This is a genomic window from Campylobacter sp. Cr9 (assembly GCF_020138295.1).
Classification (GTDB): domain Bacteria; phylum Campylobacterota; class Campylobacteria; order Campylobacterales; family Campylobacteraceae; genus Campylobacter_E.
Window position 1 is genome coordinate 87,610 of record NZ_JACGBH010000006.1, and the last position, 17,932, is coordinate 105,541.

28 protein-coding genes are annotated in these 17,932 nt (G+C 30.4%); 26 read left to right on the forward strand and 2 right to left on the reverse strand.

Annotation, left to right across the window (positions count from 1 at the left end):
• The 20 genes from rpsC (at position 1) to AVANS14531_RS04370 (ending at position 9,716) form a co-directional block, all read left to right on the forward strand.
• Complete coding sequence (gene rpsC / locus AVANS14531_RS04275; RefSeq protein WP_214116093.1) at positions 1-699, forward strand: 30S ribosomal protein S3; 699 nt, start codon at positions 1-3, stop codon at positions 697-699.
• Positions 700-701: 2 nt separating this feature from the next.
• Positions 702-1,127 carry a 50S ribosomal protein L16 gene (gene rplP / locus AVANS14531_RS04280; protein ID WP_214116091.1) on the forward strand — a complete coding sequence of 142 codons (426 nt, stop codon included), beginning with the start codon at positions 702-704 and terminating at the stop codon, positions 1,125-1,127.
• Positions 1,114-1,299: a 50S ribosomal protein L29 gene (gene rpmC / locus AVANS14531_RS04285; RefSeq protein ID WP_239817671.1), complete on the forward strand. Its 186-nt coding sequence runs from the start codon at positions 1,114-1,116 to the stop codon at positions 1,297-1,299. The genes rplP and rpmC overlap by 14 nt, the downstream gene beginning before the upstream one ends.
• Before the next feature lie 10 nt (positions 1,300-1,309).
• Positions 1,310-1,561: a 30S ribosomal protein S17 gene (rpsQ, locus tag AVANS14531_RS04290; RefSeq protein ID WP_239817672.1), complete on the forward strand. Its 252-nt coding sequence runs from the start codon at positions 1,310-1,312 to the stop codon at positions 1,559-1,561.
• The gene (gene rplN, locus AVANS14531_RS04295; protein ID WP_214116086.1) at positions 1,561-1,929 is read left to right on the forward strand and encodes a 50S ribosomal protein L14; all 369 of its coding nucleotides are present in this window, start codon (positions 1,561-1,563) and stop codon (positions 1,927-1,929) included. Before rpsQ ends, rplN begins: the two co-directional genes overlap by 1 nt.
• The gene (gene rplX / locus AVANS14531_RS04300; RefSeq protein ID WP_214116077.1) at positions 1,929-2,162 is read left to right on the forward strand and encodes a 50S ribosomal protein L24; all 234 of its coding nucleotides are present in this window, start codon (positions 1,929-1,931) and stop codon (positions 2,160-2,162) included. The genes rplN and rplX overlap by 1 nt, the downstream gene beginning before the upstream one ends.
• 1 nt (position 2,163) lies before the next feature.
• Positions 2,164-2,709, forward strand: a complete 546-nt coding sequence (gene rplE / locus AVANS14531_RS04305; RefSeq protein WP_239817673.1) for a 50S ribosomal protein L5 — start codon at positions 2,164-2,166, stop codon at positions 2,707-2,709.
• Between the two features lies 1 nt (position 2,710).
• Complete coding sequence (locus AVANS14531_RS04310) at positions 2,711-2,896, forward strand: type Z 30S ribosomal protein S14 (protein ID WP_172234194.1); 186 nt, start codon at positions 2,711-2,713, stop codon at positions 2,894-2,896.
• A gap of 9 nt (positions 2,897-2,905) precedes the next feature.
• Positions 2,906-3,301 carry a 30S ribosomal protein S8 gene (rpsH, locus tag AVANS14531_RS04315; RefSeq protein WP_239817674.1) on the forward strand — a complete coding sequence of 132 codons (396 nt, stop codon included), beginning with the start codon at positions 2,906-2,908 and terminating at the stop codon, positions 3,299-3,301.
• Between the two features lie 62 nt (positions 3,302-3,363).
• The gene (gene rplF / locus AVANS14531_RS04320) at positions 3,364-3,900 is read left to right on the forward strand and encodes a 50S ribosomal protein L6 (protein ID WP_239817675.1); all 537 of its coding nucleotides are present in this window, start codon (positions 3,364-3,366) and stop codon (positions 3,898-3,900) included.
• Positions 3,901-3,910: 10 nt separating this feature from the next.
• Positions 3,911-4,267, forward strand: a complete 357-nt coding sequence (gene rplR / locus AVANS14531_RS04325; protein WP_239817676.1) for a 50S ribosomal protein L18 — start codon at positions 3,911-3,913, stop codon at positions 4,265-4,267.
• A gap of 9 nt (positions 4,268-4,276) precedes the next feature.
• A complete protein-coding gene (rpsE, locus tag AVANS14531_RS04330) occupies positions 4,277-4,720 on the forward strand; it encodes a 30S ribosomal protein S5 (protein ID WP_214116067.1) in 444 nt (147 codons plus the stop codon).
• A gap of 3 nt (positions 4,721-4,723) precedes the next feature.
• On the forward strand, positions 4,724-5,125 hold the full coding sequence (gene rplO, locus AVANS14531_RS04335) for a 50S ribosomal protein L15 (protein WP_239817677.1): 402 nt from the start codon (positions 4,724-4,726) through the stop codon (positions 5,123-5,125).
• Complete coding sequence (gene secY, locus AVANS14531_RS04340) at positions 5,125-6,387, forward strand: preprotein translocase subunit SecY (protein WP_239817678.1); 1,263 nt, start codon at positions 5,125-5,127, stop codon at positions 6,385-6,387. Before rplO ends, secY begins: the two co-directional genes overlap by 1 nt.
• The gene (locus AVANS14531_RS04345; RefSeq protein ID WP_239817679.1) at positions 6,384-6,986 is read left to right on the forward strand and encodes a C40 family peptidase; all 603 of its coding nucleotides are present in this window, start codon (positions 6,384-6,386) and stop codon (positions 6,984-6,986) included. Before secY ends, AVANS14531_RS04345 begins: the two co-directional genes overlap by 4 nt.
• Positions 6,976-7,695, forward strand: a complete 720-nt coding sequence (locus AVANS14531_RS04350; RefSeq protein WP_336611447.1) for a glutamate racemase — start codon at positions 6,976-6,978, stop codon at positions 7,693-7,695. Before AVANS14531_RS04345 ends, AVANS14531_RS04350 begins: the two co-directional genes overlap by 11 nt.
• Complete coding sequence (locus AVANS14531_RS04355) at positions 7,688-8,290, forward strand: MBL fold metallo-hydrolase (protein ID WP_336611448.1); 603 nt, start codon at positions 7,688-7,690, stop codon at positions 8,288-8,290. Before AVANS14531_RS04350 ends, AVANS14531_RS04355 begins: the two co-directional genes overlap by 8 nt.
• A complete protein-coding gene (locus AVANS14531_RS04360) occupies positions 8,284-8,568 on the forward strand; it encodes a hypothetical protein (protein ID WP_239817682.1) in 285 nt (94 codons plus the stop codon). Before AVANS14531_RS04355 ends, AVANS14531_RS04360 begins: the two co-directional genes overlap by 7 nt.
• A gap of 2 nt (positions 8,569-8,570) precedes the next feature.
• Positions 8,571-9,332 (forward strand): type I methionyl aminopeptidase, encoded by a 762-nt coding sequence (gene map, locus AVANS14531_RS04365; protein ID WP_239817683.1) that lies wholly within the window; start codon positions 8,571-8,573, stop codon positions 9,330-9,332.
• 3 nt (positions 9,333-9,335) lie between these two features.
• Complete coding sequence (locus AVANS14531_RS04370) at positions 9,336-9,716, forward strand: hypothetical protein (RefSeq protein WP_336611449.1); 381 nt, start codon at positions 9,336-9,338, stop codon at positions 9,714-9,716.
• 48 nt (positions 9,717-9,764) lie between these two features.
• Here AVANS14531_RS04370 and glmS read toward each other — a convergent pair whose 3' ends face one another.
• Positions 9,765-11,543, reverse strand: a complete 1,779-nt coding sequence (glmS, locus tag AVANS14531_RS04375; protein WP_336611450.1) for a glutamine--fructose-6-phosphate transaminase (isomerizing) — start codon at positions 11,541-11,543, stop codon at positions 9,765-9,767.
• A gap of 92 nt (positions 11,544-11,635) precedes the next feature.
• On the opposite strand from glmS, the gene mqnE reads away from it, so the two are divergent.
• From mqnE to AVANS14531_RS04395, 4 genes are all read left to right on the forward strand, one after another.
• Positions 11,636-12,700 (forward strand): aminofutalosine synthase MqnE, encoded by a 1,065-nt coding sequence (gene mqnE, locus AVANS14531_RS04380; protein WP_239817686.1) that lies wholly within the window; start codon positions 11,636-11,638, stop codon positions 12,698-12,700.
• Between the two features lie 136 nt (positions 12,701-12,836).
• The gene (locus AVANS14531_RS04385; RefSeq protein ID WP_239817687.1) at positions 12,837-14,186 is read left to right on the forward strand and encodes an NCS2 family permease; all 1,350 of its coding nucleotides are present in this window, start codon (positions 12,837-12,839) and stop codon (positions 14,184-14,186) included.
• 11 nt (positions 14,187-14,197) lie between these two features.
• A complete protein-coding gene (locus AVANS14531_RS04390) occupies positions 14,198-14,638 on the forward strand; it encodes a phosphoribosyltransferase (protein ID WP_239817688.1) in 441 nt (146 codons plus the stop codon).
• Positions 14,635-15,009: an HIT family protein gene (locus AVANS14531_RS04395; RefSeq protein ID WP_336611451.1), complete on the forward strand. Its 375-nt coding sequence runs from the start codon at positions 14,635-14,637 to the stop codon at positions 15,007-15,009. Before AVANS14531_RS04390 ends, AVANS14531_RS04395 begins: the two co-directional genes overlap by 4 nt.
• 3 nt (positions 15,010-15,012) lie before the next feature.
• Here the strand turns inward: AVANS14531_RS04395 and AVANS14531_RS04400 are convergent, their stop codons facing one another.
• Complete coding sequence (locus tag AVANS14531_RS04400; RefSeq protein WP_336611452.1) at positions 15,013-15,690, reverse strand: DNA alkylation repair protein; 678 nt, start codon at positions 15,688-15,690, stop codon at positions 15,013-15,015.
• Between the two features lie 259 nt (positions 15,691-15,949).
• Here AVANS14531_RS04400 and AVANS14531_RS04405 point away from each other — a divergent pair, with 259 nt between their 5' ends.
• Positions 15,950-17,152, forward strand: a complete 1,203-nt coding sequence (locus AVANS14531_RS04405; RefSeq protein ID WP_336611453.1) for a major outer membrane protein — start codon at positions 15,950-15,952, stop codon at positions 17,150-17,152.
• Positions 17,153-17,194: 42 nt separating this feature from the next.
• Positions 17,195-17,614, forward strand: coding sequence for a c-type cytochrome (locus AVANS14531_RS04410; RefSeq protein ID WP_336611454.1), 420 nt, complete (start codon positions 17,195-17,197; stop codon positions 17,612-17,614).
• Positions 17,615-17,932 lie beyond the last annotated feature (318 nt).

Consider the following 17,932-nt stretch of genomic DNA (forward strand, 5'->3'; position numbering starts at 1 on the left):
ATGGGACAAAAAGTAAATCCGATAGGTCTTAGACTAGGAATTAATAGAAATTGGGAATCAAGATGGTTTCCAGCTAAAGCTAGTTTAGCACAAAGCATAGGCGAAGATTATAAAATCCGTGCTTTTCTTAAAAAAGAGCTATACTATGCAGGAGTTAGTCAAATTATAATTGAAAGAACTGCTAAGAAATTAAGAGTTACTGTAGTTGCAGCTCGTCCTGGAATTATTATTGGTAAAAAAGGTAGCGATGTTGAAGTAATTAAAACAAAACTACAAAAAATTATCAATAAAGAAGTAAATCTTAATATTAAAGAAGAGCGTCGTGCTAACGCATCAGCTCAATTAGCAGCTGAAAGTGTTGCAACTCAACTTGAAAAACGTGTTGCATTCCGCCGTGCAATGAAAAAAGTTATTCAAAATGCACAAAAAGCAGGAGCAAAAGGTATTAAAGTTAGCGTTGCAGGTCGTTTAGGTGGTGCTGAAATGGCTAGAACTGAGTGGTATCTTGAGGGTCGTGTGCCTTTACATACTTTAAGAGCAAAAATTGATTATGGTTTTGCAGAAGCTCATACAACTTATGGAAATATAGGTATTAAAGTATGGATTTTCAAAGGTGAGGTATTGCATAAAGGTGTTCAAGCTGATAAAACTGAAGAGCCAGCAGCAAAGAAGACAAGAAGAACCAGAAGAGGTAAATAATTATGTTGATGCCAAAGAGAACAAAATTTAGAAAAATGATGAAAGGCCGCAACCGTGGCTATGCTTGCCGTGGCACAAAACTTGCTCTTGGTGATTATGCTTTAAAAGCTACTGAGGGTGGTAGAGTTAATTCACGCCAAATTGAAGCAGCACGTATTGCTCTAACTCGTCATGTTAAAAGACAAGGTAAATCATGGATAAGAGTATTCCCAGATAAACCTTTAACTAAAAAACCATTAGAAACGAGAATGGGTAAAGGTAAAGGTAGTGTTGAAGAATGGGTAATGAATATTCAACCAGGCAGAATTCTTTTTGAAATGACAGGCGTTAGTGAAGATATGGCTAGAGAAGCTCTTGCACTTGCTATGAGTAAATTACCATTTAAAACTAAGTTCGTTACAAGAGAGAGTGAAAATGAAATATACTGAGCTAAAAGATAAAACAGCAGAAGAATTAAATGCTATGTTAAAAGAAAAAAAGTTGCTTTTATTTACACTAAAACAAAAGCTTAAAACGATGCAGCTTACAAATACAAATGAGCTTCGTGTAGTTAAAAAGGATATTGCAAGAATTAACACAGCAATATCAGCTATGAAATAAGGGGCTAATAATGAGTTTTAAAAGAGAAATACAAGGCGTAATCGTTTCAAAATCAGGAGATAAAACAGTTAGCGTTTTAGTAGAACGCAAAGTTGTTCATCCTAGATATAGAAAAATCGTAAAACGCTTTAAAAAATATTTAGTTCATGATGAAAAAAATACTGCTAACGTTGGTGATACAGTTGTTGCGATTGAATGCAGACCAATGTCAAAACGCAAGTCTTTTCGTCTTAAAACAATTTTAGCAGCAGGAGTTGAGTAATGATACAAAGTTTTACAAGGCTTGTAGTTGCTGACAATAGCGGCGCAAAAGAAATTATGTGTATAAAAGTATTAGGTGGTAGTAAAAGAAGATATGCTACCGTAGGTGATGTAATCGTTGCATCTGTTAAAAAAGCTTTACCAAATGGTAAAATTAAAAAAGGTCAAGTAGTTAAGGCTGTAATCGTAAGAACTAAAAAAGAAGTTCAAAGAGAAAACGGCTCATTAATTCGTTTTGATGAAAATGCGGCAGTTATTTTAGATGCTAAGAGAGAGCCAGTTGGAACTCGTATTTTTGGGCCAGTTGGTAGAGAAGTAAGATATGGTGGCTTTATGAAAATTGTTTCACTAGCTCCGGAGGTTTTATAATGGCTGTTAAATTTAAAATTAAAAAAGGTGATAATGTAAAAATTATCGCAGGTGATGATAAAGGTAAAACAGGTGTTGTAAAGGCAGTTTTTCCTAAGAAAAATCAAGTAATCGTTGAAGGTTGCAAAATTGCTAAAAAAGCAGTAAAACCTAGCGAGCAAAATCCACAAGGTGGTTTTGTAAATAAGGAAATGCCTATGGATATTTCAAATGTAGCTAAGGTGGAGGCATAATATGAGATTAAAAGAAAAATATGTTAATAGCATTAAGCCTGCAATTGCTAAGGAATTTGATATTAAAAATCCTATGTTAATTCCTGCTATTGAAAAAATTGTTATTAGCGTTGGTTTAAGTGCAGAATTTACAAAAGACCAAAAAGTTTTACAAAGCATTGTTGATACAATTAGTTTAATTTCAGGTCAAAAAGCAGTTGTTACTAAAGCTAAGAAATCAGTTGCTGGTTTTAAAGTAAGAGATGGCTTTCCTGTTGGTGTAATGGTAACTTTAAGAAAAGACAATATGTATGCATTCTTAGATAAGTTAATTTCTATTGCATTACCAAGAGTTAAAGACTTTAGAGGTTTAAGCCGTGATGGTTTTGATGGTCGTGGAAATTATAGTTTTGGTTTAAATGAACAATTAATGTTCCCAGAAGTTGTATATGACCAAATTTTAAGAACTCATGGTATGAATATCAATGTTGTTACAACAGCAAATAGCGATAAAGAGGCACTAAGATTATTAGAATTATTTGGTGTGCCTTTCACAAAAGGAAAGTAATATGGCAAAAAAATCAATGATAGCAAAAGCTGCTCGTCCAGCTAAATTTAAAGTTAGAGCTTATACAAGATGCCAAATTTGTGGTCGTCCACACTCTGTGTATAGAGATTTTGGAATTTGCCGTGTGTGCCTAAGAAAAATGGCTAATGAAGGATTAATTCCTGGTCTTAAGAAAGCTAGCTGGTAAGGAGAAGTTATGATTAATGATTTAATTTCAGATTCACTAACTCGTATTAGAAATGCAGCTCTTCGCAGATTAGATACAACAAAACTTTTACACTCAAGAGTTGTAGAGTCAATTGTTGATATTTTTAAAGCTAAGGGTTATATTGAAGATTATAGCGTTGTAGAAGAAGATAAGAAAAAATTCATCAATGTAGTTTTAAAATATGATGAAAAAGGCAGAAGCGTTATTAATGAAATTAAGCGTGTTAGCAAACCTGGTCGTAGAGTTTACCGTGGAAAAGATGAAATCAAAAGATTTAAAAACGGTTATGGAACAATAGTTGTAAGTACTAGCAAAGGTGTTTTAAGCAATGAAGTTGCTTATAAAGAAGGCATCGGTGGCGAAGTACTTTGCACTATTTGGTAATTAATGCTTTTTATGGCATTCGGAAAGCTTAAGCTTTCCCTAGACAAATAAAAAGGAAAAATATGTCAAGAATAGGAAAACAACCAATTGAAATTCCAGCTGGAATTTCTGCTAAAGTAGATGGCAATGTTCTTACATTCACAAAAGGTAATGTAAAAAAAGAACTTGATTTTAAAGGACATGTAAATGTTGAAGTAAAAGATAATCAAGTTGTATTTACACCAAAAAGTGATGATAGAAGCTCAAGAGCTTATTGGGGAACATATAGAGCTTTAGCAAACAATATCGTAATAGGCCTTACACAAGGATTTAAAAAAGTATTAGAAATCAACGGTGTTGGTTATAAAGCTGCTATGAAAGGTAAAACTTTAGAAATGGCTTTAGGTTTTTCACACCCAGTAATTTTTGATGCTCCAGAAGGTATTGAAATAGCAGTTGAGAAAAATACTATTGTTATTACAGGTGCTGATAAGCAAGTAGTAGGTCAAGTTGCAGCTAAGATTCGTGAATTCAGACCACCAGAGCCTTACAAAGGTAAAGGTATTAAGTATTCAGATGAGCGTATTATTCGCAAAGCTGGTAAAACATCTAAGAAGTAAGGGATAAGTAATGAGAGCAAATATCTTAAAAAGAAAATTATCTCTTAGAATTAAGAGAAAAAAGAGAATTCGTGCAAAAATTAATGGTTGTGCAACTTTACCAAGAGTATCTATTTTTAAATCAAATAGAACACTTTATGTTCAAGCTATTGATGATGTTAAAGCACATACAATTGCTAGTGCAAATGGTAAAAAATTAGGTATTAAAGCAAATATTGAAGGTGCTAAAAAATTAGCAGCTGAATTTGCTAAGAACTTAAAAGCAATCAAAGTTGAAGAAGCAGTTTTTGATAGAAATGGTTATTTATACCATGGTGTTGTAGCAGCTTTTGCTGATGCTTTAAGAGAAAACGGTATCAAACTATAAGGATAAATTATGGAAAAATATAATAGAGAAGAATTTGAAGAAGTAATTGTTGATATCGGTAGAGTTACAAAGGTTGTTAAAGGTGGTCGCCGCTTTAGATTTACAGCGCTTGTAATTGTTGGTAATAAAAATGGTCTTGTAGGTGTTGGCTATGGTAAAGCTAAAGAAGTTCCTGATGCTATTAAAAAAGCAGTTGATGATGCGTTTAAAAACATTATCTCAGTTAAACTTCGTGGCCAAACAATTCCACACGATATTGAAGTAAAATACAATGCAAGCCGTATTTTATTAAAGCCTGCTAGCGAAGGTACAGGAGTTATCGCAGGTGGCTCTAGCCGTCCTATCATTGAACTTGCAGGTATTAAAGATATTCTTACAAAATCACTTGGTTCATCAAATCCAGGCAACGTTGTAAGAGCTACAATTAAAGCTTTAAGTATGTTGAAAGGATAAAAAATGGGACTTGAAAATTTACAAAAAGCAGCTGGCTCTACTCATAAAACAAAAAGAATAGGCCGTGGTCAAGGTTCAGGCTGGGGAAAAACTGCTACAAAAGGTGGTAAAGGTCAAACAGCTAGAAAAGGTTATAATGAAAAAAGAGGTTTTGAAGGTGGTCAACAACCATTACAAAGAAGATTACCAAAAGTTGGTTTTACTTCTAAGTTTGAAAAACCTTATGTAATTAATGTTGAAAAAATTGTAGCTATTAAAGAACTTAAAGAAATTACATTTGAGAGCATTAAAAGTGTTCACAGATTTTCTTCAAGCGTTAAGAAAATTAAATTAATAGGTGCAAGTGCTAATTCATTAGCATCAAAAATTAAAGACGAAAACATTAAAACTAGCGGAAGTAAATAATGAATAAAAATCTTGCCAATAAAATTTTTATAACATTGGCGCTTTTATTTGCTTACAGGATACTGGCATACGTGCCAGTTCCTGGTGTGAATGTAGATGTAATTAAAGAATTTTTTGAATCAAATACAAACAATGCTTTAGGTATGTTTAATATGTTTAGCGGTAAAGCTGCTGAAAGACTTTCAATCATATCTTTAGGCATAATGCCTTACATAACTTCATCAATTATTATGGAATTACTTGCAGCAACATTCCCAAATATCGGTCGTATGAAAAAAGAGCGTGATGGAATGGTGAAGTATATGCAAATTATTCGTGTAGCAACTATTGTTATCACTCTAATTCAAAGTGTTGGGGTTTCAGTAGGGCTTCAAAGCTTACACTCAAGAACAGGTGAAGCAGCTATTATGATTGATTTTAATACATTTATAGCTTTAAGCGCTGCTAGTATGTTAGCTGGAACTATGTTGCTTATGTGGTTAGGTGAGCAAATTACTCAAAGAGGTATAGGCAATGGTATTTCATTAATTATTTTTGCTGGTATTGTTTCTGGAATTCCAAGTGCAATTTCTAGCACAATAAATCTTGTAAATACAGGTGAGTTAAACTTCTTAGTAGTAATCGGAATTGCCTTAGTTATTATTGCAGCAATTGGTGCTATTATTTATGTTGAATTAGGTGAAAGAAGAATTCCTATTTCATACAGCAGAAAAGTTTTAATGCAAAATCAAAACAAAAGAATTATGAACTATATTCCTATAAAGCTAAATCTTAGTGGTGTTATCCCTCCGATTTTTGCTAGTGCTATTTTGACATTTCCTGCAACGGTTTTACAATCAAGCACAAATGAATATATTATGAAATTTAATGATATTTTCAATCCAAATGGCTATGTATTTCATATATTTACATTCTTTTTTGTTATCTTTTTTGCTTATTTTTATGCATCAATCGCATTTAATGCAAAAGATATTTCAGAAAACCTAAAAAAACAAGGTGGTTTTATTCCTGGTATTCGCCCAGGCGAAGGAACAGCTCTTTATTTAAACGAAATTGCAAGTCGTTTGACATTAAGCGGTTCAATTTATTTAGCAATTATCGCTACTTTACCTTGGCTTTTAGCTAAATTTATGGGAGTTCCATTTTATTTTGGTGGAACATCAGTTTTAATTGTTGTTCAAGTAGCACTTGATACTATGAGAAAAATTGAAGCTCAAATGTATGTGAATAAATACCAAACCTTAAGTGCAGTAGGCTTATGATAATTAATAGGCAAATATTTTTGCCGATTTTTTTGGCTATATTTTTTGCGTCTTGTTCGCAAAATATAGCCGATTTAGAATATGAAGAAATTAATAGCTTTAAACAAGATAATATAATTTTAATAGATGAGATTTATGCAAATTATCCAGCTCAAATGTTTGAGCCAAATGCAATTTATGATTCTAAACTAAACCTAGAACTTACAAAAAATCCAAATAAAATGATTGAAAAAATATTAATAGCAGCTCATTCTTGGCGTTATACTCCATATAAATTAGGCGGAACAAACAAGAATAAAGGTGCAGATTGTTCTTCTTTTACACAAGATATTTATAAAAATGTTTATGGTATTAATTTAGAAAGAACTACAAAATATCAAAGATTAGGCGGAGAAAAAGTTTCAAAATCTAAGCTAAAAGTAGGAGATTTGTTGTTTTTTAAGACTGATGGCCCTTTTGGTTTACATGTTGGAATATATCTTGAAAATAATAATTTTATACACTTATCTTCAAAAGGTGGAACAAGAATTCAAAGCCTTAATGTAAGATATTGGAATACTAGATACATAGAAGCAAGAAGGTATGTAAATGCTAAATAAAATAGCCATATTTGATAGTGGAGTAGGTGGTCTTGGAACTTTAGATTTATTAGTAAAAAACAAAATCGCAAAAGAAATAATCTATTATGCTGATAATAAAAATGTCCCTTTTGGAACAAAAAGCAAAGAAGAGATTTTAATAATAGGTCAAAACGCTATTGATTATCTAACAGGCTTAAATGTAGATTTAATAATATTAGCTTGTAACACGGTTAGTTCAATTTTAAACGAACTTAATGTAAATACAAAGGTTTTGCCTATTAGTGATTATGGTATTTTAGGACTTAGTAAAATAGCAAATAATCAAAACACCTTAGTAGTTGCAACAAAGGCTACTATTAATTCAGGTATATATCAAAGAGCTTGTGAAAAATACAATATAAAAGCAGATTTTATAAGCCCAATTTCTTTTGTCCCAATAGTAGAAAGTATGCAGTATTCAAAATCAAGCGAATATTTTGCAGAATACTTTCAAAAAAATGATTATGAAAATATACTTTACGCTTGTACTCATTATCCGTTTTTAGAAAAAGAGTTTAAATCTTATTTTCCTAAAGCAAATTTATTAGACCCTGCAAAAATCCTAGCAACTACGATGAAAAATGAATATTGCAAAGAAGAATTTGAATTCGGAATTAAGATTGACTTTAAAGCAAGTAAAGACATTAAAATACTTCAAGATTTTTATGAAAGGATTAAAAATGTATGATATTTTAGTTAAACCTTGTGGCGAATACGCTACAAATTGCTATATAATAAAGCATGAATTAGGCGATATTGTAATTGATCCAGGTAAGGGAGCATTAGAATTTATAAAAGCAAAATCTAAAAAAGTTGTAGCTATTTTAAATACTCACGGACATTACGATCATATATGGGATAATAAATTAGTAGCAAATGAATTTCAAGCTCCTATTTATACTCCAAAAGATGATATTTTTATGCTTGAAGATGATGGCAGTGGCTATTTAAGTAGTAATGATATTGCAATTGCTGTTGGCGATAAAGAAGAATTAGTTTTTAATGGTTTAAAATTTACCTTTCATCATTTTGCAGGACACACGCCGGGTTGTTCTATGATAGAATTTGATAATCTTTATTTTAGTGGTGATTTTTTATTTGAAAGAAGCATAGGAAGATGGGATTTTGAGTTCTCAAATGCTGATGATATGGTAAAAAGCCTAGAAAAAGCAAAATCTTTAAAAGATGATTTTTATTTACTTCCAGGTCATGGAAATCAAACAAAAGTTAGTTTAGAAAAACCGCATTTTGATTCTTGGATAAGATATATTAAACAATGCTAATTTTTATTTATATACTTATATTTTTTGGTTCAATGGCATGGTTTTTTCAAAAAAACTCTCCAAAAAATGAAACAATAGCAAAAATCGGCAGAAGATGCCCTTGCACAAGGCTTGCAAAAAGTGGGTTTTTAAGCAAATTATTGATTTATACTAGCATTGCTGTATTTGTAATTAATGGATTAATGTTAGACTATGTAGGATTTAATAAAGATAATGCCTTTCAATTATTCTTAGCATTAGTACTTGTATTTTTAGGTTATAAAGTTAAAAAGGAATAGAAATGATAGAAATAAAAAAACCAATAGAAATAGAAAAATTAAGAGTTGCAAATAAAATGGTTGCAAAAACGCTAGATTATTTGCAAACTATAATAAAACCAGGAATTTCTTTAAAAGAAATAGATAAAGCAGCTGAAAATTATATTTTAAGCCTTGGTGCAAAACCAGCATTTAAAGGTCTTTACGGCTTTCCAGGTGCAATTTGCGTAAGCCTTAACGAAACTTGCATTCATGGAATTCCTGATGATAGGATTTTAAAAGAAGGCGATATTGTAGGTTGCGATGTTGGAACTTTTATAGATGGATATTATGGCGATGCTGCTAGAACTTATGCGGTTGGAAAAATCTCAAAAAAAGATGAAGAATTAATCGCTTGCAGTAAAGATTGTTTATTAAATGCAATTAGCCAGATTAAAGAAGGTATGAGATTTAAAGAACTTAGTAAGATTTTAGAAGATTTTATTCGCTCTCGTGGTTTTGTTCCATTAGAAGGATTTTGCGGACATGGAATCGGTAGAAAACCACACGCTGAGCCTGAAATCCCAAATTATTTGCATCCAAACGATAGTATAAAAAATGGTCCAAAGATTAAAAACGGAATGGTGTTTTGCATAGAGCCTATGATTTGCCAAAAAGACGGAAGACCAAAAAATCTAAAAGGAATGTGGGAAACAGCCTCAATGGACGGCTTAAACACAGCTCATTACGAGCATTGCGTAGCTATTGTAAATGGAAGAGCTGAGATTTTATCAATTGATGAGTAATTTATGGATATAAAAACAATTAAGCCTAAATTAGATTTTAGTAATGTTTTATATTTTGTATTTATTGCTTTGATTATTGCAATAACACAAGGAGTTTTTAAAGCAGGCTTTATTTATTTAGGCATATTTTTCTTAATTTTACTCATAATATATATTTATGATATGCCTATAACTGAAGTTGTTTTATATGATGGTGGAATAGCAATAAGATTTATATTTTTTACAAAAAACATAAAATTAAGCGATATTAAAAGCTATAAAAGAAAAAGAAATTGCTTAAAAATTAAAGCTAATGGTAGATTTTATTCAAATATAAAATTAAAAAATTTTCATAAAAATAGCATTGATGAAATAATAAATCACTTAAATACTGCTAATTCTTAAAAGTTTTGGAATTTGAATTAGGATTTTTAATTTCCTAATTCAAATTCTTTATTCAACCGTTACACTTTTTGCTAGGTTTCTTGGCATATCAACATTTGCACCAACACGATTTGTGATTTCTAGTGCAAATAATTGCATAATTACCATCATTTCAAAAAACTCGCTTAGATAATGCTCTTGCTCGCTTGTTTTTATAAAATCATCTGCTTCAACAAACTCAATAGGAGAAATCGCTAAAATATTTGCATCTCTAGCACTTAATTCTAAAACATTTGAACGAGTTTTATCATAAAGAATATTTTTTGGCATAAATGCGATTGTGAATAATTCACTATCAGCAAGCGCAATAGGACCATGTTTCATCTCTCCAGCTGCATAGCCTTCTGCGTGCATATAGCTAATTTCTTTTAATTTTAGTGCAGCTTCAAGTGCAAGCGGATAGAATAAATCTCTACCTATAAAGAAAAAGCCGTGTCCGTGCAAATAGCGCTTGCTTAAACGTTTTAGCTTATCGTGGGTTTGTTTATTTACCTTTAAAACATTTGATAAATTTTTAATCGCTTCAAGTTCTTTTGCTATATTTAAATCTTTGTTTTTATTTAAATATAGTGCTAGTAGCCATAGGTTTAGCATTTGAGCGCAAAAGGCCTTTGTGCTTGCAACGCTTTTTTCAATTCCTGCACGAATTAAAATACAAAAATCAGCACTTCTTGCTATGCTTGAATTATCAACATTACATAAAGCTAAGGTCTTAAGCCCTGCATTTTTTGCTATTTTTAATGCTTCTAGCGTATCGGCTGTTTCGCCACTTTGTGAAATACAAACAAATAAAGCATTTTTATCTAAAAAGCCTTTTTTATATCTAAATTCACTAGCAATTTCTACACGGCATTCAATTAAAGCTTCTCTTTCATAATAATAACTCATAGCAAGTGCTGCATGATAGCTTGTGCCACAAGCACAAATTATGATTTTGCTAAATTCCTGATTCAAATTCTTTAGCTCATCAAAACTTACTTTATCGTTTGCAATTCTTCCTATTAATATGTTTTGCACGATTTGGCTTTGTTCGTAGATTTCTTTTTCCATAAAGGTATCAAAGCCATCTTTTAAAGCACTTTCTTTATCACAACTTAGTTCTTTAAACTCAACCGAGCCATTTAATAAATGTATGCCGTTTTTGTTTATATAACCAAAATCTCCATCATTTAAATACGCTACTTTTTTGCATACTCCAACCAAAGGAGCATCGCAAGATGCTAAATAAAACTCATCAGCTTTTTCGCCTAAACCTATTATTAAAGGAGCGTTTTTCTTTGCGAAAAATATAGTATTAGGAGCTTTTTTTGTAATTAATAAGATAGCAAAAGCACCATCAAGCTTTTTAACAACTTCGCTAAAGGCTTTTTGTGGCTCTAAATCTTTTGCATATTTTTCAAATAAATGCACGATAACTTCGGTATCGGTTTGTGAATTAAAATTAATATTTTTTAATTCTTCTTTTATTTCTTTGTAGTTTTCAATAATTCCGTTGTGGATTACACAAGAATATTCTCCATAATGTGGATGAGAGTTTATGTCATCAGGTTTTCCATGAGTTGCCCAACGAGTATGACCTATCGCAACACCTTCTTTATTAAAGCTTAAATCATTCATAAAATTAGCTAGATTTTCTAGTTTCCCTGCTTTTTTATAGAAGTTTAGCTCATTGTTTTCTAAAATCGCCATTCCAGCACTATCATATCCACGATATTCAAGTTCTTTTAAGCCTTTTAAAATAATTTCTTTTTTTTCTAATTGTCCTAAATAACCGACTATTCCGCACATTTTTTATCCTTTAAATATAAAAATTATGCTAATTTATAGTAAGTTGTTAAACAAAGATAAATATAATCGTTTTTCTTTTTTAAGGATGGTAAATGGATATTTTAGAAGCGTTAGAAGAAGGAAAAAGATTAAGCGAAGAAAATTGCTACAAATTATACGATTTAGATTTGCAAGTCTTAGGATTTTACGCTAATAAAAAGAGATTAAAACTTCACGGAAAAAAAGTTTATTTTAATTGTAATCGCCACATTAATCCTACAAATATGTGTGTTGATACTTGTGCCTTTTGTGCGTTTTCAGCTCATAGACACAATCCAAATCCATATCATCTAACCCACGAAGAAATCTTAAAAATAGTTGATGATACCGTTACTCGTGGAACGAAAGAAATCCATATAGTTTCAGCTCATAACAAAAAAGGTGGTTGGGAGTGGTATTTTGAAATTTTCAAAAAGATTAAAGATAAATACCCACACTTACACATCAAAGCCATGACAGCTGCGGAGATTAATTTCATTGCAAAAAGTTTTTTCAATGGTGATTTTAACGCAGTAATTGAGAAAATGTTAGAATTTGGAGTTGATTCTATGCCAGGTGGCGGTGCTGAAATTTTTGATGAGAAAGTTAGAAACGAGCTTTGTGCTAGCAAAGTAAGTTCGACAGATTGGCTTAAAATTCATGGGCTATGGCATCAAAAAGGAAAACAAAGTAATGCAACAATGCTTTTTGGACACATAGAAAGTCGTGAAAATAGAATTGACCATATGCTAAGATTAAGACATCAGCAAGATATTAGCAAAGGTTTTAATGCTTTTATTCCACTTGTTTGGCAAAAAGATAATTCATTTTTAAAAGACTTAAAGCCGTTAGGAAGTGTTGAGATATTAAAAACTATTGCAATAGCAAGATTAGTTTTAGACAATATCGCTCATATTAAGGCTTATTGGGCTACTTTAGGGCTAAATCTAGCAATGGTAGCACAAGAATACGGAGCAAACGACCTAGATGGCACAATTGAAAAAGAAAACATTCAAAGTGCTGGTGGTGCAAAAAGTGCGAATGGTATTACTCTGCAAGACTTCATAGATAATATCAAAACATCAAATTTAATTCCAATAGAAAGAGATAGTTTATACAATGAAATCAAGGAATATTGATTGAAAACAAAAGTTTTAAACATCAAAATCAATAACACCATTCAAAGGACTTATCTATGAGCTAACAATTCTTTTTACTTTTATTTATTTCAAATTTAGGTGCTTTATGCGAATTATTTTTTAATAAAGGAAAAAAATGGACTTTTTTAAGTTAAAAGAGAATAACACAAGTGTTAAAAACGAGTTTAATGGTGCGTTAGCAACATTTTTATCAATGCTCTATATCATTCCAACAAATGCTTTCATAGTAAGCAATACAGGACTTAGTGTAGAAGCTTTAATGCTAGCAACGGCTTTGGTTACAATAATTGCAACAGCTTTTACAGGACTTTTTGCAAATACACCAATTGCAATGAGTACAGGTATGGGGCTTAATGTATTTTTTACATTTTCAATGTGTAAAGGGCAAGGAATTCCTGTAGAAACTGCCTTGGGGGCTGTTTTTATAAGTGGTTTTATATTTTTAGTATTATCGTTTACAAATTTTCGTATTTTTATTCTAAAGAGTATTCCTGAAGACTTTCGCCGTGCTATTAGTGCTGGTATCGGATGTTTTCTTGCTTTTATGGGAATGAATCAAGCTCATATTGTTGCAGCTGATCCTGTAACACTTCTAAAAATAGGTAATTTTGCTGACCCTAATGTGCTGTTTTGTTTATTTGTTTTATTTTTAATTGTTTGTTTTTGGGCGTGGAAAATTAAAGCAGGTTTTATTTTAGCAGTTTTAATAGGAAGTATTATTGCATGGACTTTTGGCATAGGTGGAGCAAAGTTACCAAGTGAATTTGTAGCAATTCCAAACTTTAGTGAAAAAGATGGGCTTATGAGTATCTTTGCAAAACTTGATATTTTAAGTGCTTTAAGTTTATCGGTTTTACCTGCTGTTATGACACTTTTTGTAACTCAATTATTTGATAGCATAGGAACAATTACAGGTGCAGGAATTAGGGGCGGAATATTTGAAAACAAAAAAAGAGCAGATGGAAGCTTTGATGATAGTGGGGACAAAAAATTAGGAAAAACAATGATAGCAGATGCTGCAGGAACTTGCATAGGTGCTGTTATAGGAACTTCTACTGCTACGGCTTTCGTTGAGAGTAGTGCGGGTGTAGAAAGTGGTGCTAGAACTGGACTTAGTAATATTTTCTTGGCTTTAATGTTTTGTTTATGTATATTTTTCTTACCATTCTTTCAAGCAATTCCTGTAAATGCAATTTATCCTATTTTAATAATGGTTGGGATTTTAATGTTTATGGAAGTTAGTCGCATTGATTTTAAAGACCCTGCTAATAGCGTTGCAACTTTCTTTACTGTTATTATGATGCCATTTACTTATTCTATTACAACAGGTATTGCGTTTGGCTTTATTTCTTATGTTTTAGTTAGATTATTAAGAAAAGAATTTAATAAGCTAAGTGCTGGTATAATCGTAATCACAATTATTTGTATGGCAGTATTCTTGCTACAATTTATGAAATTTAATTAAAAGGTAAAATTATGTATAAATATACTTATGATGAATTTAAAAATGACTTTGAGCCATTTGCAAAACGCATTAAAGATGAGTTTAATCCAGATGCTTTTGTAGGAGTTGCTCGTGGTGGCTTAACGCTTACTCATGCACTTTCAACTGCGTTAAAGAGTAGAAATGCTTTTGTATTAAATAGCATTCATTATGATGGACAAAAAAAGCTTGATACAATAGAAATTACAAATATTCCTGATTTAAGTAAAGCTAAAAAAGTTTTATTAATTGATGATATTGTAGATAGTGGCGAAAGTCTTGACGCTATTAAGAAAAAATTATTAGAAATGTATCCGCATTTAGAAATAAAACTTGCGGTTATTTTTTATAAACCAAGTGCGATAATTAAGCCTGAGTTTTGCGTTAAAGAAGCTAAAGAATGGATTAATTTCTTCTGGGATTTTGAAGCGTGATTTATGAAAATAATTTTTGCTATATAAAAAGCCATGAGAGTAATATTCCATGGCTAGAAATACATGCAAAAGATGAATATAAAGAATTAAGCAATGATTATGAAACAAGTTTAAAAATATTTAAACTCGCTATGTTTATAGAGCAAATTATGATTGAGTTTTATAATCCTACTAAGATTAATCACGCATCATTTGCAAACTATCTACCTAAAGCTCACTGGCATGTAATGGCTAGGTTTAGCGATGATGGATTTTATCCTGAATGTATGTGGGGCAAACAACAAAACGAGCTTAAAAATTATAGAACTAATTTTGATGAATTTTGTAGTATTTTAGCTCAAAAATTATCGGAATTTAAATTAGGAATTTAATTCCTAATTCAAATTCTTTTTTATCTTTTTTAATTCCTTTAGCCTTATTTTATTATCTTGACTTATTTTCATGCTATATCCTACTTTTTGATTCATTAGAGTTAAAGTAGCTTTATCTGGTATATTTTCTTTCAAAACTTCAAAGCTTGTCTCAAAGTTTTCACCTAAGCATTCAGTTATATACCAAGCTTTTGCAATATTTATATAATACTCATTGCTTTTAAGATTGATTATTTTCTTAAGCATTTCGTAATCATCATAAAAATACCTAATACAGCAAATTATTGCAAATCTTACCTTATAAATATGATTTGAATTAAGCCATATTTCTATACACTTTTTTATTTTTTCTATATTATCAACAAAAGCATTAGGCTTAATGCTATCGCAATTACTCCAATTATCTATAATATTTAGTAATTTATCTAAGTAATTAACAATCATTTCAAAATCATCAATCATATTTAAAACATAGATATATAATTGAATTTCTTCAAAGCTCTTAAAGTCAAAATTATCAAGAATTTCTTTTTCTTTTCCTGCTTTTATTATGTTTTTAGCAATTTTTTTAAGTTTATTATTTTTTACTCCATATATTTTATATTTCGTAAAAATTGATTTTTCACAATAATCTTTATATATTTTATCAGTATTATTTATTAAAAACTCTTCTATATTCATTATTTAAACCTCCAAATGGCATTAATTATATTACTATAATTACTTTTACTAAGTATTAACTAAGCTCTTTTAAAATCTACGCAACTTAGACTAGTTTTTTACTCCTTAAGAGTTTTATAAAATCCCTTGAAAAATCAAGGGATTTTCTCCTTTTAAAGATAATTCAAATTACATTTTTTAAAAAATTTATTTAACTTTAAGCTTAATTTTCAAATTTTATGCTACTATTCATTCACATTTTTACAAAAAAGGAGAAAAAATGAAATTAGTTAAATTAAGTTTAGCAGCAGTTGTTGCTGCAGGTTCGTTCTCATTTGCGAACGCAGTTGCTTTAGATGAAGCTATCCAAAACGTAGATCTATCAGGAATGTTAAGATACAGATATAATACAAATAGCGAAAAATTAAAAGCTAATGGTGTTACAACAAAGAAAGATTTATCAGATAGCAATGGACATAACTATAAAGCACAATTAAAATTTGGTGCTGATATTGCTGACAACTTCAAGGCTACAGCATTATTCCAATATTCAAATACAGATGGTTCATATGGAACAGGTGCTCATTTAAATACTAAAGAAACATTTACAGTAAGAGATGCTTACTTAACTTATACAAACTTTGATACTTCATTCATGTTCGGTAGAATGGAAATCGGTTCAATTTGGACAGATGACATGCTAGGAACAGGATTAAAAGTAGTAAACAACAGCATTGAAAACGTAACTTTAGCAGCTTATGCTTTTGATAACTACAATAAAGATGGTGAATTTTTCTTAGCACCATTAAATAAACATACAGCAAAAAATCTATATGGTATTGCAGCTATAGCTAATTTTGACCCAGTAGCAGCTCAACTATGGGTTTCAAATTTAGCTAGTTGGGGTACATTCTATGCAGTAGATTTTAATGTTGCTTTAGGTGACAAAGACGATTTCGCATACAATATTCATGCTCAATATGCAGGTAATAGCCTTAAGAAAGATAGAAAAGAAGCTTACGGTGCAACAAACGGTAATTTCTATGCTATCGAAGCTGGTTTTGATGCATTCGGTTTAGACTTTAATGTTGGTTATGCTGGTTATGGTAAAAAAGATAAGTTTACTCTTAACTCAGTAGAAGATGAAGGTCAATTAATCAACTATGGCGAATTTGCTATGAAACATTACAATGGTGGTAAAGGTAAGAAAGATTTCGTTTTCGGAACTATCGGTTACACATTTGAAGATGTAAGATTTGCAGTAGATATCATCAATGGAACAAACAAAGTTGGTGCAGATAAAGAAAAATTATTTGAAGTTAAACCACAATTATCATATAAATACAGCGACAAGTTAAAATTCTCAACTTTCTATGCTTATGGTCAAACAAAAGATGCTATTATTGATGAAGCAGGCAAAGCTACAAAAGTAGATAAAAAGAAAGAGAATTTAATTAGATTCGAAGCTAAATATACATTTTAATTAATTGCTAGGCTTAAAGCCTAGCTTTTTAAAGATTTAATTATGAAAAAGATTTTATTTTTATTACCACTTACTTTATCACTAAATGCCAAACTAAACACTGATTTTTTATTAAATTACACTTTTGACAATACTGATTCAAAATTAGGTAAAGAGCTTTTTATAAATACTTATAAATGTAATGTTTGCCATGGTGATTTAGGTGAAAAATCAAGTGGAACTTTTAGTGCTTTAACGTCTTTCTCTGCATCAACGCTAAAATCAATGTTAAAGTCATATAAAAATGATAGAGATTTTGGAGGCAAGACAAGATTTGCTATGCAAAGATATGCGAAAAAACTTTCAGATAAAGATATGGATAATATTATTTCTTATATTAAAGGTGAAAATAATTTAGAATTACCAAATTCTAAAAATGCAGAACCTAGCAAAAAAACTCAAGATAATTTATATTTAGAATAAATCTAAAATTTTAGATATTTAATATTTTCAAATTCCTATTTCAAATTCCAATATAATTTTCACAATTAAAATAGTATTGTCAATTTAATATTATATTTAATTTTTATCTTGACTTTAATGAAAGATAATTTTGCTAAAAAATAATTTATTTATAATATTTGATTTTTCATAATTATTTATATTATAAACTTCACATATAAATTCCTACTAGCCATAAACTCCACTAAACCCTTATTTCCCAAGTATTTTCAACAATCAATTACCACTAGTCCATTTCAAATAAGCTAAAAACTTTTTCACAATTTTTTAAATATTTTT

What these genes read in the sequence shown, in the direction of transcription:
- rpsE (WP_214116067.1), top strand. Translation starts at nt 4,277, where the DNA reads ATGGAAAAATATAATAGAGAAGAATTTGAAGAAGTAATTGTTGATATC.
- glmS (WP_336611450.1), bottom strand. Translation starts at nt 11,543, where the DNA reads ATGTGCGGAATAGTCGGTTATTTAGGACAATTAGAAAAAAAAGAAATT.
- AVANS14531_RS04310 (WP_172234194.1), top strand. Translation starts at nt 2,711, where the DNA reads ATGGCAAAAAAATCAATGATAGCAAAAGCTGCTCGTCCAGCTAAATTT.
- AVANS14531_RS04360 (WP_239817682.1), top strand. Translation starts at nt 8,284, where the DNA reads ATGCTAATTTTTATTTATATACTTATATTTTTTGGTTCAATGGCATGG.
- map (WP_239817683.1), top strand. Translation starts at nt 8,571, where the DNA reads ATGATAGAAATAAAAAAACCAATAGAAATAGAAAAATTAAGAGTTGCA.
- rplX (WP_214116077.1), top strand. Translation starts at nt 1,929, where the DNA reads ATGGCTGTTAAATTTAAAATTAAAAAAGGTGATAATGTAAAAATTATC.
- AVANS14531_RS04400 (WP_336611452.1), bottom strand. Translation starts at nt 15,690, where the DNA reads ATGAATATAGAAGAGTTTTTAATAAATAATACTGATAAAATATATAAA.
- mqnE (WP_239817686.1), top strand. Translation starts at nt 11,636, where the DNA reads ATGGATATTTTAGAAGCGTTAGAAGAAGGAAAAAGATTAAGCGAAGAA.
- AVANS14531_RS04410 (WP_336611454.1), top strand. Translation starts at nt 17,195, where the DNA reads ATGAAAAAGATTTTATTTTTATTACCACTTACTTTATCACTAAATGCC.
- secY (WP_239817678.1), top strand. Translation starts at nt 5,125, where the DNA reads ATGAATAAAAATCTTGCCAATAAAATTTTTATAACATTGGCGCTTTTA.
- rplF (WP_239817675.1), top strand. Translation starts at nt 3,364, where the DNA reads ATGTCAAGAATAGGAAAACAACCAATTGAAATTCCAGCTGGAATTTCT.
- AVANS14531_RS04390 (WP_239817688.1), top strand. Translation starts at nt 14,198, where the DNA reads ATGTATAAATATACTTATGATGAATTTAAAAATGACTTTGAGCCATTT.
- AVANS14531_RS04385 (WP_239817687.1), top strand. Translation starts at nt 12,837, where the DNA reads ATGGACTTTTTTAAGTTAAAAGAGAATAACACAAGTGTTAAAAACGAG.
- rplO (WP_239817677.1), top strand. Translation starts at nt 4,724, where the DNA reads ATGGGACTTGAAAATTTACAAAAAGCAGCTGGCTCTACTCATAAAACA.
- rplN (WP_214116086.1), top strand. Translation starts at nt 1,561, where the DNA reads ATGATACAAAGTTTTACAAGGCTTGTAGTTGCTGACAATAGCGGCGCA.
- rplE (WP_239817673.1), top strand. Translation starts at nt 2,164, where the DNA reads ATGAGATTAAAAGAAAAATATGTTAATAGCATTAAGCCTGCAATTGCT.
- AVANS14531_RS04350 (WP_336611447.1), top strand. Translation starts at nt 6,976, where the DNA reads ATGCTAAATAAAATAGCCATATTTGATAGTGGAGTAGGTGGTCTTGGA.
- AVANS14531_RS04370 (WP_336611449.1), top strand. Translation starts at nt 9,336, where the DNA reads ATGGATATAAAAACAATTAAGCCTAAATTAGATTTTAGTAATGTTTTA.
- rpmC (WP_239817671.1), top strand. Translation starts at nt 1,114, where the DNA reads ATGAAATATACTGAGCTAAAAGATAAAACAGCAGAAGAATTAAATGCT.
- AVANS14531_RS04405 (WP_336611453.1), top strand. Translation starts at nt 15,950, where the DNA reads ATGAAATTAGTTAAATTAAGTTTAGCAGCAGTTGTTGCTGCAGGTTCG.
- rpsQ (WP_239817672.1), top strand. Translation starts at nt 1,310, where the DNA reads ATGAGTTTTAAAAGAGAAATACAAGGCGTAATCGTTTCAAAATCAGGA.
- rpsC (WP_214116093.1), top strand. Translation starts at nt 1, where the DNA reads ATGGGACAAAAAGTAAATCCGATAGGTCTTAGACTAGGAATTAATAGA.
- AVANS14531_RS04355 (WP_336611448.1), top strand. Translation starts at nt 7,688, where the DNA reads ATGTATGATATTTTAGTTAAACCTTGTGGCGAATACGCTACAAATTGC.
- AVANS14531_RS04345 (WP_239817679.1), top strand. Translation starts at nt 6,384, where the DNA reads ATGATAATTAATAGGCAAATATTTTTGCCGATTTTTTTGGCTATATTT.
- rplP (WP_214116091.1), top strand. Translation starts at nt 702, where the DNA reads ATGTTGATGCCAAAGAGAACAAAATTTAGAAAAATGATGAAAGGCCGC.
- rpsH (WP_239817674.1), top strand. Translation starts at nt 2,906, where the DNA reads ATGATTAATGATTTAATTTCAGATTCACTAACTCGTATTAGAAATGCA.
- rplR (WP_239817676.1), top strand. Translation starts at nt 3,911, where the DNA reads ATGAGAGCAAATATCTTAAAAAGAAAATTATCTCTTAGAATTAAGAGA.